The following is an 18,341-nucleotide window of genomic DNA, read 5'->3' as shown; positions in this document are numbered from 1 at the left end:
TATGGAGGCTTATATGAAATATGAAGAATTTATTGCGGCGCTTTGCCAGAAAATACGCGAAGTAACAAAAGGATGGAATGGAACGAGTATAGAATTTAGGACAACACCACAGAACAATGGGAGAACCTTGGATTTACTGGTGGTGAGCAAGCAAGGAAAAAAATGAATGGAACTTACGAATTGAGTTTCCATACACAGGAATTATATGAAGCACTTGCATTTGACAAAATGGATTTGAAACATATTTTGAGAATAGTGGAAAGTAAACTGAGACAGGCTGGGGAAGTTGGAAAAATCAGCCCGCTGGAAGTCGCTGATGATTATGAGCAGATACGAAGTCACCTGATTATTCGACCGATTAATTATGTAAAACATATGGAAAAGTTAAAAGACGGTATGTACGATTTAATTGGTGACATTGCTTTGACTGTCTATATTCATATTGGCTTTGTTCATGGAGCCTATGTAAGCAGTGCTGTGAGTTCCGAGTACCTGGAGATATGGAATAAAGGAAAAGAAGAGGTAATAAAAGAGGCATTTACGAATACATATAATTTATTCCCGCCAATTATGTTGACAGGTCTTGAGGCATATTCTGTTATGGATACCGATATATTTCAAAAGGATGCTGGATATGATATGGTTGGGGTTACAAATGAAGTCATATTCAATGGAGCAGTTTCGATTTTCCTTCCTGGAGTAGCAAAAAAATTAAGTGATATCTTAGGGGAAGATTTATATATTGTATTCCTTAACTATGATTATGCAGTTATTCATCCTGTCAGCATTATACGGCCAGAGGAGATTCGCAGTTTAATAGCTAGCGTCAATTCTGATAGTCCGGATGAAGAAGGATTTTTGTCGGATATGATATTCACTTACAGACGCGATTCTGATAAAATGGAAGTAGTGAAAGAAGTTTATAGTTAGGTAAAGTTTTCTGTATGATACAGCAGTGTATGTATGAGAGTATATACACTGCTGTATTTTTATTTCGGTATATTGTATAATGGGGGTAGATGATTAGATGGCTGAAATTGTAATTTAAAAGGTGGTTTAAAATGGACATTAAGGAACTATACAACATATATCAAGGAAATCCGGAGAAATTTAAAAAGATTGTATTGTATCGCAACCTTCTTGGCTCGCCAGTTTCATATAATTACAAAGATTCAGATTTAGAATCTTTAGTACAGATGATAATGTCAATGGATGAAGAATATGAAACAGACTTTGGATTTATGATGATGGAACTGGGGTTGGCTTATGAGGCTATTTATAGTAACATGAAAAATAATAATGCTGCCAGAGAAAAGACGGAATTTATGAACTATCCATTGGATTATCAACTGAGGGCATTAATTTCGTTTTTTGAGGATCAGCATAAACTTGGTATTGAGTTTAATAACATAAATAGTAAAAAGCCAATCACAGGGATAAAGCATTTGGTTGCAAATGTAGAATCTGAAATCTATCCTGGTATGAGATATTCAACATCACAGAATAGCGAAAATCTAATAGAGCTGATAGATTATTCAATTCCTTATTTATATTATTATGACAGTAATTTTGAAAAACCTTGCGATAATCTAACATATGAACAATGTTTGCAATGTCCGGATATTATGAAGTTCGTTCATCATTCAAATTTTTGTGAATTAATAAACGGATTATGGTCCCTTTATATATATAAGGATTACTCGGTTAAACTTGGAAAAACGGATACAGATGATGATATTACAGTTTTTGTGCCCAATTCCAATGAAGCGAGCTTGATTGATTTTGTTGCAGGAATACGCAGAGAGGCCAGAAGATTTCAAAATAGTATTGATTTATTGATATCAAATCAAAATAGAATAATTAATGGGAATAAGTTTATAATACGCCTTGCCAAGAAAATAAAGTTGGATTTGTGGAAGAGCATTTTTGAACTGGAATTGGAGGTCTACTTGCGTTGTAATTTATCTGCTAACTGCACAATGAAAATTATAAAGCAGACGGATATTTTTCCAGCCTATTTAAGGCAAACGTTACCATATGGTGAATTGAATGACTTCCTTGAAGTGCATGAATTTTTGGTGACAATGAGCGAAATTTATTCAAATATCTTAAATCATAATTGGGAAGAGATTGAACATGATCGGTTTAATTATCTATGTCCAGTAGTTGATATTGATTTGCTAATTAAAAGTTTTTCACGATTATATGGCAAGAGTTTAAATACAGCAGCTAAGCTGGTGGAGTGGTTTATATATTATCCGCAACGCGGGAAAGAGGGCGATTTATTCTCAAAACCGTTGGTTCAAATAAGTGGTAAAAGGGTTTTATTTGCCCCTAATTTGATTCGGCAAATTAATATCACCCGAATGCTTGAGCAGATTATGCTGGATTATAAAATAAAGCGGGCGGCAATTGGAGATGAGTATGAATCTTATTTAAGAAATAAATTGTCACAGTCTTCCTTATGGAATGTCTATGCAGATAAAATAGAATTTAAATCATCTTTAGGAAATACAGATTTTGATGTTATAGCTTTATTTGATAATCATGTTGTGATAGTTGAAATAAAGCATCTGGTGACGCCTTACGATCCCAAACGTTACTATGAAGACCGCCAAGAGATAAAGAAGGCCATAAAACAGCTTAAACTAAGGAAGCAAGTTTTATTAAGGGATTGGGCCTTGATTAGAGATATAACTAATGGATTTCTTCCTCCTGAACCTTATCCGGAAGAACGGATTATTCAATTGGTCTGTACGAATATAGATAGCTTCACATCGCTGGAAATTGATGGCATAAGAATTGTTGATGAGTGCGTTCTAATCAGGTTTTTTTCTGACAATGGCCAGTATGTAAAGATATGGAGTGGGTCGAAGATTTATAAAAAAGAGAAAATATGGGAAGATAGCCAACCAACCATCGATGATTTCAAGAGATATATTGCTTCTCCGACTGCGGTGAAATGGTATAGGGAGGTTGTAAAAAGAAAAAATATAACAATACCAAGATATGGAGAAAGAGAATATCTTGGCACGGTAAATTATATTTTAGATGAAGATATAGTAAAATTTGATAGACAGATATAAAGCCCAGCCTGTGTTTTGCAGATGATAGCGCTGGGGGATATAAGCACCAGAATCTGTTTCCATGAGGGGCGCAGGAAGCATATTGCTTCTGGCCACACTAATCAGAAGTGCCCCTATTGTAAAACGCCGCCTCGTTTTTCGGGATGGCGTTGTTGGTAAGGTTGGCAACTCTGTACCTAGTAGTGATTTTTATTCCCAGATCAAACTATACTTTTGACTATCTCTTTATAAGTTCTTATATGCCGGTATAGCCTGTATTTACAGGCTTCCCGGCGTTTTGTTTGCCCGCCATGGGCGGGCTCTAACGGGTGAAGGTCCCGAGTGCACCCGGATAGTGGGAAGCACATAGCTTAACAGCAAGGGTGTCCATCGTGAGGTGGAATCTGAAGGAAGCTGTAGGCAAACCTTTGGTCCGACGGACAGAAATCACATATAAGGCTGGGTTCCGAGAGATAAGCCTGCAAAAGAGGGCAAAGTCTAATAACTATCACATTTGTAGGAACAAAGTAGATGTGGCGGATATATGAAGGGAAAGAGCACGCACCTTAAGCGGGGAGGTCTCACAGGCGGCAATAGAAGCTGTAGTAACAACGAACTGTGAGAAGTCAGCCGAACCCATAGTAGCAAAGAAGTTCCTGTAATGGGAATGGAGTGAAGGGGTGAACATTCAATCAGTTGAAGTAGGTTCCGACTTGTAGCTAATGCAACACCTGTCGATAACGTCAAAGGTGGCAGAAGCAAACGGGACAGAAAGGAAACAACGCATGGAAACAAGTAGTCTCATGGAGCAGATATTAAGTAAAGACAATCTAAACACAGCGTATCTGCAAGTCGTAAGAAATAAAGGTGCCGCGGGAGTGGACGGAATGGAGTACACGGAGCTGGCAGAATACCTTTTGGAGAACGGCGAAATAATAAAGGAACAGATGCGGACAAGGAAATATAAGGCGCAACCAGTAAGGCGAGTGGAGATACCTAAGCCAGACGGAGGAATCAGAAAACTAGGAGTTCCGACAGTAGTGGATAGATTTGTGCAACAGGCAGTTGCACAGGTACTAAGCCCAATCTTTGAGGAAGAATTTCATGAACACAGTTACGGATTTCGCCCGAATCGAAGTGCCCAGCAGGCAGTGGTGAAAGCATTAGAAATGATGAATGACGGACACAACTGGATAGTGGACATAGACCTTGAAAAGTTCTTTGATACAGTGAATCATGATAAGTTGATGACAATAGTAGGAAGAACAATTAAAGATGGAGATGTAATCTCTATCTTGCGAAAGTTCTTAGTCAGCGGAATCATGATAGAAGAGGAATATGAGGAATCCATAATAGGAACACCTCAAGGAGGACTATGCAAAGCTTAGCATAGTCCTCCCTATGCAAAGCAGAAGACTATGCAAAGAATGTACTGTTTTTCCTTATAAATAAAAGATTCTCTCAGATTTTACTTTGCATAGTATTCTGCTTATAGCAATTACAACTCGGACAGCCACGCCATCAGGTCACTGTTTCCGCTCCAGTCCGGCAGATTGGAATCTACCAGTTCCGGGTAAGCGTTCTCCAGGGCTTTTCGCTTTAGTTCCGTATCGGCTCTTGCGTAGATTTCTGTGGTCTTGATATCACTGTGGCCCAGAAAGTCACGGATATAGATCAGGTTTACACCTGCCTGCAGCAGATGAACCGCCTTGGAATGCCGCAGCATATGGCATTTTACTTTTTCTGGTACTTTGTCAGATATTCCGTGCGCCATGACAGCATATTTGTTAATGACATAAGCAACCCCTTCCTTCGTCAGTCTGTTGTGCTGCTTATTCATAAAAAGCGGGTAACTGGCCTTATGTGCCAGATCCAGCCTGTTTTCGAAGATATATGCTTCCACAAGCGCAGCTGTATTCTTCATGATGGGAACCCGCCGTGTTTTGCTGCCCTTTCCGGTAAGAACCAGCACAGGACTGTTTCCTGGGATGAAATCCCTGACAGAAAGGTCTACGATCTCCTGGACTCTGGCGCCGCTGTCATACATCAGGCTCATCAAGGCAAGATCCCGCCGTCCATGGACTGTATATTGATCCGGCTGCTCCAGCAGAAGCCTGATCCCTTCCGGGGACAGGTGCTCCACTACGGCCTGCCTCTTTTTCTTTACCGGGATGGCAAGCACTTTCTGGTAGTGGTACAGGGATTCCGGTGATTCGGACTGGGCATACCGGAAAAAGGAATGGATCGCTGTCAGGCGCAGGTTCCTCGTAGAAACCGAACTTTTCCGTTCTGCCTCCAGCCAGTTCAGAAACCGTACGACCAGGTCGGAAGAAAGCTTCTTCATGGTGATCTTTTCCACCGGGAGAGATTCCTCTTTTTCGCAGAAAAGAAGGAGGAGCTTAAAAGTATCCCTGTAGGATTTTATCGTGTTTCTGCTGACATTCTTCTGGACAGGGAGATAGTCAGACAAGAAAGCTGTCAGGTGCATGGAGAAATCAGTCGGCTTCATAGGCGGTTTCCTCCCTTTCCGGGATGATGTCCTTATAACACTTTTCCAGCTTCATCCGAATATCAGGAAAAACATCTGCCGTCCATCTGAGGTAATAGGCTGTTTCATGAAAGGTCTGGTGTCCCAGGTAGGTGCGCATCATGGGGATCAGTACCATGAGATCCCGGTCCTGCTGTGCCCACTGTTTCAGACGGTAAATGCAGTAGGCGTGCCTGAAATCGTGGACTCTGGGGCTGTCCCCGGTATGGGAGATGCCGGCCTTCCAGAGAAAGCGCCTGAAGTTTTTATAGATATTCCCCAGTGTCATCGGCTTTTCACCGTAACCTGGGAAAAAATATCCTGAAGGCTCTGGAAAAGGATGAACCTGTCCGGCATACCTGCGTAGTCTCAAGGTCATGGATTCCGGCATTGGAACCAGGCGGCTGTTATGGTTCTTTGAATCACGGACCGTCAGTATCCCCTGATGCAGGTCAACGTCCCGTACCGTGAGCAGCCGGGCTTCCGAACATCGCAGCCCGCAGGAAAGGAGCAACCTGAAGAATTCCGGTATCACCAGATGCCTGTAAGGGACTTCCGGGCACAGACGGCACTTATCTGTTTCTGCAAAGAAACGCCTGAGTTCATCCGGGGTATAAATATGCGGCACATACTGCTGGCCGACAGGATAATAATTCCTTGGAAGTATCCATGCGTTGGTCCCAATGCTGTCCAGGTACTTTGAAAACTGGCGTACTACCGAGGCCCGTAAACAATGGTTTGCGGTCGATTCGTGCATTGTTCTGGAGCACCAGCCGGTCACAGCCTCCCTGGAAAGGGTAGCCGCATCTGGATATTTTGCCGCAAGGTAGCTGTCAAAACGCTTTAGTATGCCAGGCTCTGTGTTGTATTTGTATCCGACAGACCGTTTGAGGGAGATAAAGTCTTCCATTTCTTTCCGGAAAGGGCCTGTAAAGGTGGGTTCAGCCAAGATGGATCACCTCCTCAAAGTCCAGGGGGCATTCCGCCAGCCGTTCCATGTCCACCTTGAGGTACACGGCGGTGGAATTCGTGTCCAGATGTCCGATGATATCGGAGATGACCGGGAGAGGGGTATCCTTCTCCAGAAGGACGCTTGCCATAGTATGGCGGAGGCTGTGCATCCCCCGGTGCTTGCCGCCCATCGGGATGTGGGCTTTTACCATATATGTCCTTATCAGCTGGTCAAGATGGTCCCCATCGGAAAAAGGAAGGAACGGGGCCATATGGCGGACAAAGATACGGCTGCTGTCAACCTTCGGCCTCCCATATTTCAGGTAATCGATCACTGCCCAGCCCACATCCGGGACAAGCGGCAGTTCCATGGGCTGCCCTGTTTTCGACTGGGTAAAACAGAGTTTTTTCTCCGTCCAGTTAAAGTTTTCAAAGCACAGGTTTTTAATGTCCGTGCAGCGCAGACCCAAGCGGCACGCGATCAGGATGATGGCATAGTCACGTCTGCCTTTCGGACTCCCCCGATCAATGGCCCCGACCAGCTGCTTCAGTTCTTCATGGGTCCAGACCGAGGGGATGGCAGTCTGCTTCCTGGCTTTTACCATGGGCATTTTTGCTGCAAAGTCATCCTGCACGATACCTTCCTGGTACAGGAAACGGAAAAAGGCACGCAGGGAACAGATATGCTGCTCCACCGTTTTGTAGGAAAAACCTACCAGTGTCCTGATATAAGCATGAACCGTATCCAGGGTAACTGCATTGAAATCATCCATTCCTTGTGCGGCCAGATAATCCATCAGATAAGAGGACTGCTTCACATAATGCTCCGTAGTCACCTGGGAATAGCCTTTTTTCTCACAGGAACTCCGGAACCGGCTGCGGATATCCACAAAAAACGGGGTTGTCAGTATTTCCTTATGCTTGAGATAACGCCGAAGCACCGCATGGTGGAGCTGGAAATCCCCAACCATACGGACCACACGGATCTCCTGTGTTTCTGCCTGTGGCAGAGTCCTTGAAAAATCCTCCTGTGTGATTCCGAAGAACTCTTTCAGGAAATCCATGCCAAGCTGTTCCGTGTAATAGCATTCACCCCTGTCTTCCGCATAGGCCATCAGCTGGTTCCAACGCCGGCGGTAAAATGTCATGCTCCCTTTGGTATAGCCAAGCCGGAGCAGTTCTTGTTCCAGTCCTGAGATTAGGTCTGGTAAGTATGTTTTGTCCATAAAGACACCTCCGATATGATATTTTCGAGAATAGCTCTCATAAATATCTTCGGAGACTATGCAAAGCAGCGCAAGAAAAAATGGCTTGAAACAGGGATTTCATGGATTTACTCTGCATAGTTACTTGCTTTGCATAGGGAGGAAATATCTCACCATTATTATCGAATATCATGTTGAACGAACTGGACAAGGAAATGGAAGAAAGAGGGCTGGACTTTGTGAGGTACGCAGACGACTGTATAATAATGGTCGGAAGTGAGCAGGCAGCGAACAGAGTAATGAAAAGTATATCTGGATTCATCGAAGAGAAACTTGGACTGAAAGTAAATGCCACAAAGAGCAGAGTAGGAAAACCAAAGCACTTGAAATATCTGGGCTACGGATTTTATTATGATACGTTTGCGAAACAGTATAAGGCTAGACCACACGCCAAAGCAGTAGCGAAGTTTAAGGCAAGAATGAGACAACTCACCTGCCGTAGTTGGGGAGTTAGTAACAGTGTGAAAGTGCAGAAACTGAATCAGCTGATACGAGGCTGGATTAATTATTTCAAAATCGGAAGTATGAAGAGTTTATGTGCAGAATTAGATAACAACATACGATATAGACTGCGGATGTGTATCTGGAAACATTGGAAAACGCCAAAGAACAGAGCAAAGAACCTTATAAAGCTGGGAATACCAGCATGGTCAGCCTGGAAAACAGCATACATAAGCGGATATGCGAAAGTATGTAGAAGCTGGGATGTGCACCAAACAATTAGCAATGCCCGCCTCGAAGAATTCGGATTGATATCCATGAAAGACTATTACGTGAAACGAATAACATGTTAAGTTGATTGAACCGCCGTGTACCGGACGGTACGCCAGACTGTCTAACGATTACGAAAAATGATATAATGAAGGTACAAATTCCAGTATAGGGGGTTCCGAGTTATGGCATATATTGTAGGAATAGACCGATATCAATCTCAAATGGTTACAACTTCTCTTGATGAAATGATTTCCGAGGATAATTCAGTACGTGTTATAGATGCTTACGTTGGTTCCCTTGAATTAAGTGAATTGGGATTTATTGAGTATAGTGGAACAAACAAAGGTCAAGCTCCATACCGCAGGTCAGATCTATTAAAGCTTCACATCTATGGATATCTCAATAAAATCAGATCAAGTAGATCCTTGGAAATAGAAACAAAAAGAAATTTAGAACTCATGTGGCTTGTGAATACGATAACACCAGATCATGGAACCATTGCGAGGTTTGTTAAGGAAAATAAAGATGCCTTTCATAGCGTATTAAGGAACCTAACTCTTATACTTAAAGGCTGGGGATTAATTGACGGCCAATTAATCGCAATCGACGGAACTAAGATCCGGGCTCAGAACAGCAAACATAATTGTATTACTTGAAGTGGATTAGATAAAAAAATTGAATATGCAGATGCTCAGATTAATGCATATCTGATGGCTATAGAAAAAGATGATACTGATAATGAGGCTTTTAAAGAAAAACTTCAAACGTATCAAGAATTAAAAGAGCAATACTATGCACAGAAAAATGAGTTAAAATGTGAAGGTCTGGAACAGAAGAGCTTAACTGACAAAGATTCTCGACGGATGAAAAACAATGGTTCTCTGGATATTTGCTATAATGTACAATCAGCTGTAGATTCTAAAAATCATTTTGTGATCGATGTAGTTACAACAAATGATATAAATGATCAAAATCAATTATACAGCATGGCAAAAAATGCATCTGAATTGCTGGAGATAGATAATCCTACGGTTATAGCAGATACCGGTTATTACAACGGATCAGCAATCAAAAATTGCATTGATGATGGCATGACTGTTTATATTAAAAAGGCTAAGGCTAATAATAAAACAAAAGACAATGAATTTCGCAAAGAAAAGTTTGTATATAAAGCAGAAACAGATATTTATATTTGCCCATCAGGGAAAGAAATGCACTTTTTTGAAAATACATCGAAAAACGGATTAAAATATCGAAAATATAAGTGTAAAGGCTGTGGATCATGTAACTATAAAAACTCGTGTACAAGTTCAGTAAGTAGACGTACTTTGCAACGTTGGGAACATGAAGATATATTAGAATCAGTTTATGCAGACACTTGGAATAATAATGATATTTATAAACAACGGAGATGTATTGTAGAACATCCTTTTGGAACTGTAAAGCGTTCACTAGGGTATAGCTACTTTCTGAGACGAGAAATGGAGAATGTAGATGCAGAAACAGCATCAATGTTTATCGCTTATAATTTTAAGCGATTACTTACTATGTTTTCAACCAGAAAACTTCTGGAAATGCTGGGATAAGAATAGTAAAAATGAACTTAATTATAGTGCTTTAAATGCGGAATACGTTAAAACAAAAGGAAAAGCATCGTACATCTAGACTGAAAACCTTATCGTTAGACAGTCTGACGCACGGTGGTGTGAGAGGTCGGTAGGTGAAATAATCACCTACCTCCTACTCGATTCGTATCGGAAGATATTCTTAAATCTTCTCATATCCCCTCATGTTTCAGTGTTCAAAGGTAGTAGAAAGAGTAGTAAAACCTCTATTTACTACTGCGCAATCAACCGTTCCATTTTCGCTAATGCACTGTCAGAAGTGGCATGAGCATAATAGTTCAACGTCATGTTGATGTTGGAATGTCCCATGATATACTGTAATGCTTCCTCATGGCACTTGTACTATAATTAATAAATTTAGTTATAATTATTTACAACTTGAGAGTTTTACTATTCGATAAATCTAAAGTAACGGTCGCTGTTTCAAAGTGTATTTCATATACTATCAGTGATTTCCAACCATATTCTATTGTTTCTCGATAATCAGGTATCTTCTCGCAAAAACAATCTGCCAAATCAAAAATAGTTTTTTTACTCTTGATAGCAGTTCCTCTCGCTTTTATATGCTCGTTTTCTTTTTTTGGAATTGTTGTAAAGGCAACATTCTGATTTTGTTTCATTTCTTTTACTTTGACGTTATTTTTAAATGTTGCAAAGTATACAATATTATTTTCGGGATTGAAATAATAATTGACAACTCTAACATTTGGAATGCCGTCTGTTCCGATAGTTGCCAACGCAAGGTCAGTCTGTTCTGCCATCATTTTTTGAAATTCTTTTAGTGTATCCATAGAAATCCTCCTTTTATTATTGATACATGATTAGTATAATATAAAAAGGTATCAGAACATGACTCCATTTAACGAAATAAGGAGGTTTAAACAAATGCGTAAATCAACACGATTGAATGACATGATGATTTTTTTAAATGATAAAAGTTTTTTTAACTTGAAAGATATTATGCAAGAGTACGGAATATCTAAAAGTACAGCAATTCGAGATATACAATCTTTAGAAGAAATCGGTATGCCCATATTTTCGGAAACTGGAAGAAATGGACGTTATGGGATTTTGAAAAACAGACTTCTTTCACCAATTATTTTTACTGTTGATGAAATGTATGCTTTGTATTTTGCTATGCTAACTTTAAACGCTTATGAATCGACTCCTTTTCATTTAAGTATTGAAAAGTTAAAGATAAAGTTTGAAACTTGCTTGTCTGATGAACTTATTAATACTATTAATAAGATGGAACATACATTAAGCCTTGAGGGGACTAAGCATTATAATAGCAGCCCTTTACTAAAAGATATTTTAGAAATGGCAGTAAAAGATACGGTGTGCTGTATCTCTTATAAAAAAGGCGAATTCGTATCAGAAGTACAAGTGCAGTTTTTTAATATATCTTCATCTTTTGGACAATGGTATGTTACAGGTTTTAATCATGACAGGCAAAGAGTTCAAGTTTTCCGTTGTGATAAAATTATTGATATTTCAGAAAGTGAGTGCTATATACCGAAGCCAAGGCAAGAACTTCTAAATCGTTCGACAAACATATTTAAGTCTGAAAATGCTACAGATTTTGAAGTTCAAATATTAGATAAAGGAGTGGATTTATTTTATAAAGAAAATTATCCCTCAATGGAATTAGTCAAATATGATGGACAATATAAAATAAAAGGATTTTACAACGTAGGGGAAGAAAGATTTATTGCTGATTATTTACTTTCATATGGAAAATTGATTAAGTCTATCTATCCAGAGCATTTAAAAAAACTTGTATCGAAACGAGCAAAAGAATTGTACCAATATTACGATAATCTATAAAAATAAGGCATATAATTTTATGTGTTTGTATGCTTATGAATGTATTTTACAATCTTCCAGTTGCTATCCTTATGTAGTACAAGTTCAAACTGTGATATCTACGTTGTCTTTGTCTGATTATCAATGAATTTCACGGCAACTTTGACTTTCACATTATTCTCATGGCAATAAAATCCCCCTTTATTCCTCTTGATTATCTCAAAACAGTAAAGAAAAAGTCCTGTCAAGAGCCTTGCCACCATAGGTGGTGCTTGCACTCTTGATCGGACTTTTTGTTTGCTGTATCTTCTGTGAGAGGATAAAGGCTATTCATCTTCATCATCAAAATTCATATTTACAATAACCTTGCCTTTGCCGAATTGAACATACGGGTTCATGTGGACAAAATGATTATGTGAGGAAGAACCCACAGTATATCATGGGGCATTAAAATATCAGTATCACTATGAACTGGTATGCTCATGCGTCCATAGATACGGCAAAATCAGAGGTTCAGCGTCTAATCGCATAGAAGTATTTACCACGATTTTAACCACGTTTGATAGGAAAAATATAAGAAGTTAGACCTTGATATGCGAGGTTTACCACAAAAGAAAAATGCCCGAATAGCTGATAAAATGGAGCTATTCGGACATTTAAGAAGATATAAAAGATAAGGAAAGAGACATATATAATTTAAAATAATCAATTTATTTCTATAAGATTTCTAAATAATCCCATTCTAATCCTATTTATATTATATAAGGTTTATTTTTTGTACATTGAAAATAGCATAGGTTCAGTTGTCCTATAACAAAAACTGAAATCGAGCATACGAGAGATACGCCATAGCAGAAATGCTGCGAAATATATCAAATCAAAATAAGCCCGGCAGGGGTTTGATGGCTTGTGACGGCCGCATAAGCTGTGCGAGGATGATATCAGTTGGAAACTTGTGGGGACTGCCGCTCACCTAATGAGGGGAGGCTGCGTTAGTATGGAAACTTCTGGCGTGGTTTAAGCTGTTTTGCAAACAGATAGGACAACTCCAGATGCCGGGGGACGAGTAAATACGGCATGAAAATTTGCTTTGGAGAAAGCACAACCACCTTAATGAAATGTTATAAGAAGTAAAAAAATTGTGAAATGCTCTTGAGTAAACAAAAGCCAATTTTTTACAATGATTGTAGAGAAACAGACTGTTTTAAAAACTGAGTGGTTTTGTGAAATCAATATAGTATTAGCGATTAGTCTAAGATTGAACCACGTTAGGTGGCATCAATCATGCTCATGGCTAGTTGCCTTTGTAAAGGGGGTGACAGCGATAGAAGTTTTACAGAAAGATAAAAAAGTATACAACGCAGAGGAAATCCAGGAGATTTTAGGGATTGGGAGGAGCAAAACATATACCTTTTTGGACGAGGCGTATCGGAATCAAAAGCCGTTCCGGGTCCTTAAAGTTGGAAAGCTTTTCAGGGTTCCTAAACAATCTTTTGATGACTGGCTAGACGGAATTAGTTAAGGCGGGTGAGACAGTTGAAAAGAAAACCACAGAATAGTGCAGCTTTTTTTGAAAATAATTCATGGTATCACCGTACCAAGATACTTCAGGACGATGGTTCGATAAAGTACAGCAAAAAGGGCGGGTTTGCTACTAGTGAAGAGGCTAATAAGAGTTATAGGCGACACGAAGATGAGTTTAAAAAGGCGTATCGGGTCTATCATCTGGCACATCAAATCAATGCAGAAGTCACGCTTAAGGATTATTTGATTTATTGGTTTGAGGAGATATTCTCTCAAAGAATTGAAACAACAACCAGAATGGTAGGAGCGTATGCGGTTTATGACTTAATCCTGCCGAATATTGAGTACGACATCAAGGTCCGGTTTACCAATGCAGAGTATCTTGATGCATTGTTGGAGCGGGTAGCAAAGGTCAGTGCCTCTGCAGGAAATAAAGGGCGAGAGATTCTAAATATGGCAATGAAAGAGGCAGTAATCGGTGGGTATATTAAAACCAATCCGGTTACTGGCACAAAGCCGTATAAGAGACAAAAGCCAAAGATAACAATTCTGAGTAAAGAAAAAATCAAGGTCCTGCTGAAAGCATCTTCCGAAAATAACTGGTATTTGGAAATATTGTTAGGGCTATTCTGTGGCTTACGAAAAGGCGAGATTCTTGGACTTAAATTCAGTGATTTGGATATGGAGAAAAGGACCATAACTATCAGAAGGCAGATTGCTTCAGATCCACTTATCAAAAAAGGGAGTGGAAGTAAAATAGACAATTATGGGCTGATTGAACGAGATCCAAAAACACCAAACAGTTTCCGGGTTTTGCGGGTTCCAGCCATAATCATAGAAGAACTGGAAAAACGGAGACGACTTGTGGAGTCCAATAAGGTAGTGTATGCCGGTCAATATGATGACAAGGATTATATCAGCTGTCAGAAAAATGGAAAACTACATAGTTTGTCAGCTTTAAATAGCGCTTTAACTGGAATTTGTAGCAAGAATGGCCTTCCGCATATCACGGTACATGGATTAAGGCATATGTATGCAACAATTCTGATTGAGATGGGGGTTCCACTGATTAAGATATCTGCATTACTTGGGCACGGCTCTGTCCACACAACGTTTGAATATTATTGTGATGTAATGGATGAAAACGAGAATATATTGGCATTTATGAATCAAGCATTCGTTCCTGTGGAAAGGAGAGCAGTATGATAATTGATTTGAGCCTTCAGCAGTATGTGGATTGGGAAGTAAAGCCAGTGATTCCTATAAAGGGAAAATTCGGATACCGTGTTGTGTTAAAATACATAGATGGTACTGAAAGAACTCAGCAAAAGTCGGGGTTTAGGACAGAAAAAGAGTCTAATGCTGCCAGGGATAACACAATAGGCAAATTACATGCTGGAACTTATATTGTATATGAGAATGTTAAAGTAAGTGACTTTTTAGAGTTTTGGCTAAAGGAGGATATATGCAAGAGGGTAAGAAGCGAAGAAACTTATGCTGCTTATTCCAATATTGTGTATAACCACATTATTCCAATCCTTGGAAAGAAAAAGATGTCGGCCGTTAACCGTGGAGATGTTCAAAAGCTGTATAACGACCGGGCAGAATATTCTGTATCGGTCTCAAGGCTGGTTAAAACGGTGATGAATGTCTCTATGAACTATGCTGTAGCGAAAAAAATCATTGCGGAGAATCCGGCAGTTGGTATCAATCTTCCTAAAACGGTAAAGAAGAAGGAATACCATGCCCGCAGTATTGACACACAGAAAACCCTGACAATGGATCAGATTCTGATTCTATTGGAGGCCAGCAGGGACACGCCGATACATATGCAGATCCTGTTTAATGTATTAATGGGACTTCGCAGAAGGGAAATCAACGGTGTGAAATATTCGGATATTGACTATATTAACCGAACACTAAAGCTTCGCCGGCAGTTGGGGAAGAAAATCAACACAAAAAAAGAAGACTTTCCACCTAAAACCTTTACGAAACAGGAACTTGGATTGAAGACCCCATCGAGCTATCGTGATATTCCGATACCAGATTATGTGTTTGAGGCGATTCTGCAACAGAGGGAGGTGTATGAGAGAAATAAGAGTCGCAGGAGAAGCCAGTTTCAGGATTCAGGATATGTTTGCTGCTCTAACTACGGGAAACCGCGAAGCAAGGATTTCCATTGGAAATATTATAAAAAACTGTTAGCGGATAACAACCTGCCGGATATAAAGTGGCATCATTTACGCAGTACCTTCTGCACACTGCTTTTGAAAAATAATTTTAATCCCAAAGCGGTATCCAAATTAATGGGACATGCAACGGAGCTAATCACCTTAGATGTATATGGTGATAACCGGGAAATTATTGCTGACTGTGTAGATGAAATTCAGCCGTTCATAGATGAGGTGCTTCCGATAAAGGAGGTAGACAAGCAGCTTGAGGAAGAACTGTTGGAAATCGAAGTTCTGGCAGAAGATTATTTTTAAAAATTAAGGGCAGTAGTAGTTTCAATCAAATATCAATTTGGTTCTCAAAATGAAACAAGGCGCAGGGAAAGAACAAATGTTCATACTTGCGCCTATACTTTTTCCTTCCGCTATGTTATAATTTTGGTGACATTTGGTATTACTAATTTCATTGAGTTTGTATAGTGTTGCGGAGTTAAGAAAATAGCATTTTGGTGACCTTCATTCGTAAAATGGCAAAAGTTCGTCTATTAGGCAACTCAAAACGGTCTTCTTTTACGAATTTCTGCCTAATAGGCGAACTTTTTAAGTGGTCACCAAGGAAGGAAAAAGCGAAAATGGAGTTCAAATTACACTCAGAATACCAGCCCACCGGCGACCAGCCGCAGGCGATTGAAGCCCTTGTAAAGGGCTTCCAGGAAGGCAACCAATTCCAGACTTTACTAGGGGTTACGGGCTCTGGAAAGACCTTCACCATGGCAAATGTCATCCAGCGAATCCAGAAGCCTACCCTCATCATTGCCCACAACAAAACCCTTGCCGCACAGCTCTACAGCGAGTTTAAGGAATATTTCCCGGAGAATGCGGTGGAGTATTTTGTGAGCTATTACGATTACTACCAGCCGGAAGCCTATGTCCCCTCAACGGACACTTACATTGAAAAGGATTCAGCCATCAATGATGAGATCGACAAGCTGCGTCACTCCGCTACGGCTGCACTTTCCGAGCGGGAGGATGTGATCATCGTTGCTTCAGTGTCCTGTATTTACGGCCTGGGCAGCCCCATCGACTATAAGGAGATGGTGATTTCCCTGCGTCCGGGTATGGAAAAAGACAGAGACGAGGTGATTCACAAGCTTATCGACATCCAGTATACACGGAATGATATGGATTTTAAGCGAGGCAGTTTCCGGGTAAGAGGCGATGTGCTGGAGATTTATCCGGCATACTCAGGCGGAGATGCTTACCGGGTGGAGTTCTTCGGGGATGAGGTGGAACGGATTACAGAGATTGATTCCCTTACCGGTGAAGGAAAGGTGGAATTGGGACACATTGCGATCTTCCCGGCATCCCACTACGTGGTTTCAAAAGAAAAGATGGAGCTTGCGACTCAGACGATTCTTGCGGAGCTGAAGGAGCAGGTGGCTTATTTTAAGAGCGAGGACAAACTGCTGGAGGCCCAGAGAATCTCGGAGCGGACGAATTTTGATGTGGAAATGATGCGGGAGACAGGGTTCTGCTCCGGAATTGAGAACTATTCCAGACATTTGACCGGGTCCCTGCCTGGAGAGCCGCCATGTACGCTGATTGATTACTTCCCCGATGATTTTCTGATCATTGTGGACGAGTCCCATATAACGCTGCCTCAGGTTCGCGGAATGTTTGCGGGAGACCGGTCCAGGAAGACGACTCTGGTAAACTATGGATTCCGGCTTCCCTCCGCTCTGGACAATAGGCCGCTGAATTTTGAAGAATTTGAGTCGAAGATCGACCAGATGATGTTTGTGTCGGCTACGCCTTCCGTGTACGAGGCAAACCATGAGATGCTGAGGGTAGAACAGATTATCCGTCCTACAGGACTTTTGGATCCCGAGATTGAGGTGCGGCCGGTGGAAGGCCAGATCGATGATCTCGTTTCGGAGGTCAACAAGGAGGTTGCCAATAAGCATAAGATTCTTATTACAACTCTGACGAAACGTATGGCGGAGGACTTGACAGATTACATGAGAGAGATTGGTATCCGGGTGAAGTATCTTCACTCTGATATTGATACGCTGGAACGCTCGGAGATTATCCGTGATATGCGTCTTGACGTCTTCGATGTTCTGGTCGGAATCAACCTGCTGCGGGAGGGGCTCGATATACCGGAGATTACGCTGGTGGCGATTCTCGACGCGGATAAAGAGGGATTCCTCCGCTCGGAGACGTCTCTGATTCAGACGGTGGGACGTGCGGCGCGTAACTCAGAGGGTCACGTTATTATGTACGCGGACTCCATCACGGATTCCATGCGGGTGGCGATTGAGGAGACGAATCGAAGGCGCGCGATTCAGCAGCAGTATAATGAAGAGCACGGAATCACACCAACGACCATCAAGAAGTCTGTCCGCGATTTGATTGCCATATCGAAGGCAGCGATCGAGGACAAGAAGTCCTTTGAGAAGGATCCGGAATCCATGGATGCGAAGGAACTGGAAAAACTGGCAAAGGAATTGACGAAGAAGATGCATCAGGCGGCTGCGGAGCTGAACTTCGAGGAGGCGGCAAGGCTGCGTGACCGTATGGTGGAAGTGAAAAAGATGCTCCAGGAACTGGACGAGTAAATAAAACAGTAAAACAATGCGCAAATCATAGAAAGTCAGCATTATTTGATATTGACAATAATTCTCAATAAGTGT

13 protein-coding genes and 4 pseudogenes are annotated in these 18,341 nt (G+C 40.9%); 12 read left to right on the top strand and 5 right to left on the bottom strand.

Annotated features, from left to right (window positions below; all coding sequences use genetic code 11):
• Positions 1-13: 13 nt before the first annotated feature.
• From NE473_RS19000 to NE473_RS18985, 4 genes and pseudogenes are all read left to right on the top strand, one after another.
• Entirely contained in the window at positions 14-166 is a 153-nt protein-coding gene (locus tag NE473_RS19000) for a hypothetical protein (protein WP_002591458.1), read from the top strand.
• The gene (locus NE473_RS18995) at positions 163-930 is read left to right on the top strand and encodes a DUF5688 family protein (RefSeq protein ID WP_002591459.1); all 768 of its coding nucleotides are present in this window, start codon (positions 163-165) and stop codon (positions 928-930) included. The genes NE473_RS19000 and NE473_RS18995 overlap by 4 nt, the downstream gene beginning before the upstream one ends.
• A gap of 131 nt (positions 931-1,061) precedes the next feature.
• The gene (locus tag NE473_RS18990) at positions 1,062-3,086 is read left to right on the top strand and encodes a hypothetical protein (protein WP_002591460.1); all 2,025 of its coding nucleotides are present in this window, start codon (positions 1,062-1,064) and stop codon (positions 3,084-3,086) included.
• A gap of 764 nt (positions 3,087-3,850) precedes the next feature.
• Positions 3,851-4,438, top strand: a pseudogene (locus NE473_RS18985) (reverse transcriptase domain-containing protein); the annotation flags it as partial.
• A 125-nt stretch (positions 4,439-4,563) separates the two neighbouring features.
• Here the strand turns inward: NE473_RS18985 and NE473_RS18980 are convergent.
• The 3 genes from NE473_RS18980 to NE473_RS18970 are packed head-to-tail and all read right to left on the bottom strand — an operon-like array spanning position 4,564 to position 7,769.
• A complete protein-coding gene (locus NE473_RS18980; protein ID WP_002573171.1) occupies positions 4,564-5,574 on the bottom strand; it encodes a site-specific integrase in 1,011 nt (336 codons plus the stop codon).
• Positions 5,561-6,541 carry a tyrosine-type recombinase/integrase gene (locus NE473_RS18975; RefSeq protein WP_002573172.1) on the bottom strand — a complete coding sequence of 327 codons (981 nt, stop codon included), beginning with the start codon at positions 6,539-6,541 and terminating at the stop codon, positions 5,561-5,563. The genes NE473_RS18980 and NE473_RS18975 overlap by 14 nt, the downstream gene beginning before the upstream one ends.
• The gene (locus tag NE473_RS18970) at positions 6,534-7,769 is read right to left on the bottom strand and encodes a site-specific integrase (RefSeq protein ID WP_002591462.1); all 1,236 of its coding nucleotides are present in this window, start codon (positions 7,767-7,769) and stop codon (positions 6,534-6,536) included. The genes NE473_RS18975 and NE473_RS18970 overlap by 8 nt, the downstream gene beginning before the upstream one ends.
• 137 nt (positions 7,770-7,906) lie before the next feature.
• Between NE473_RS18970 and NE473_RS18965 the strand changes: the two are divergent.
• The 3 genes and pseudogenes from NE473_RS18965 to NE473_RS18955 all read left to right on the top strand — a co-directional run.
• Positions 7,907-8,602: pseudogene (locus tag NE473_RS18965) on the top strand (group II intron maturase-specific domain-containing protein); the annotation flags it as partial.
• A 102-nt stretch (positions 8,603-8,704) separates the two neighbouring features.
• Entirely contained in the window at positions 8,705-9,178 is a 474-nt protein-coding gene (locus tag NE473_RS18960) for a transposase (RefSeq protein WP_002591464.1), read from the top strand.
• 54 nt (positions 9,179-9,232) lie between these two features.
• Complete coding sequence (locus NE473_RS18955; protein WP_002591465.1) at positions 9,233-10,108, top strand: transposase; 876 nt, start codon at positions 9,233-9,235, stop codon at positions 10,106-10,108.
• A gap of 252 nt (positions 10,109-10,360) precedes the next feature.
• Here NE473_RS18955 and NE473_RS33150 read toward each other — a convergent pair.
• Positions 10,361-10,468: pseudogene (locus tag NE473_RS33150) on the bottom strand (site-specific integrase); the annotation flags it as partial.
• A gap of 50 nt (positions 10,469-10,518) precedes the next feature.
• Positions 10,519-10,938 carry a pyridoxamine 5'-phosphate oxidase family protein gene (locus tag NE473_RS18950; RefSeq protein ID WP_002591466.1) on the bottom strand — a complete coding sequence of 140 codons (420 nt, stop codon included), beginning with the start codon at positions 10,936-10,938 and terminating at the stop codon, positions 10,519-10,521.
• Between the two features lie 94 nt (positions 10,939-11,032).
• On the opposite strand from NE473_RS18950, the gene NE473_RS18945 reads away from it, so the two are divergent.
• The 5 genes and pseudogenes from NE473_RS18945 to uvrB all read left to right on the top strand — a co-directional run bounded on the left by NE473_RS18945 (position 11,033) and on the right by uvrB (position 18,266).
• On the top strand, positions 11,033-11,974 hold the full coding sequence (locus NE473_RS18945; RefSeq protein ID WP_002591467.1) for a helix-turn-helix transcriptional regulator: 942 nt from the start codon (positions 11,033-11,035) through the stop codon (positions 11,972-11,974).
• 400 nt (positions 11,975-12,374) lie between these two features.
• Positions 12,375-12,485, top strand: a pseudogene (locus NE473_RS18940) (site-specific integrase); the annotation flags it as partial.
• Between the two features lie 1,004 nt (positions 12,486-13,489).
• Entirely contained in the window at positions 13,490-14,683 is a 1,194-nt protein-coding gene (locus NE473_RS18930) for a site-specific integrase (RefSeq protein WP_002591468.1), read from the top strand.
• On the top strand, positions 14,680-15,963 hold the full coding sequence (locus tag NE473_RS18925) for a tyrosine-type recombinase/integrase (RefSeq protein WP_002591469.1): 1,284 nt from the start codon (positions 14,680-14,682) through the stop codon (positions 15,961-15,963). The genes NE473_RS18930 and NE473_RS18925 overlap by 4 nt, the downstream gene beginning before the upstream one ends.
• Before the next feature lie 317 nt (positions 15,964-16,280).
• Entirely contained in the window at positions 16,281-18,266 is a 1,986-nt protein-coding gene (gene uvrB / locus NE473_RS18920) for an excinuclease ABC subunit UvrB (RefSeq protein WP_155560775.1), read from the top strand.
• Positions 18,267-18,341: the final 75 nt, after the last annotated feature.

The organism is Hungatella sp. SL.1.14 (assembly GCF_024460495.1).
Classification (GTDB): Bacteria; Bacillota; Clostridia; order Lachnospirales; family Lachnospiraceae; genus Hungatella; species Hungatella hathewayi.
Note: the sequence above shows the minus strand (reverse complement) of the source record. Positions and strands in the feature narration are given on the sequence as shown.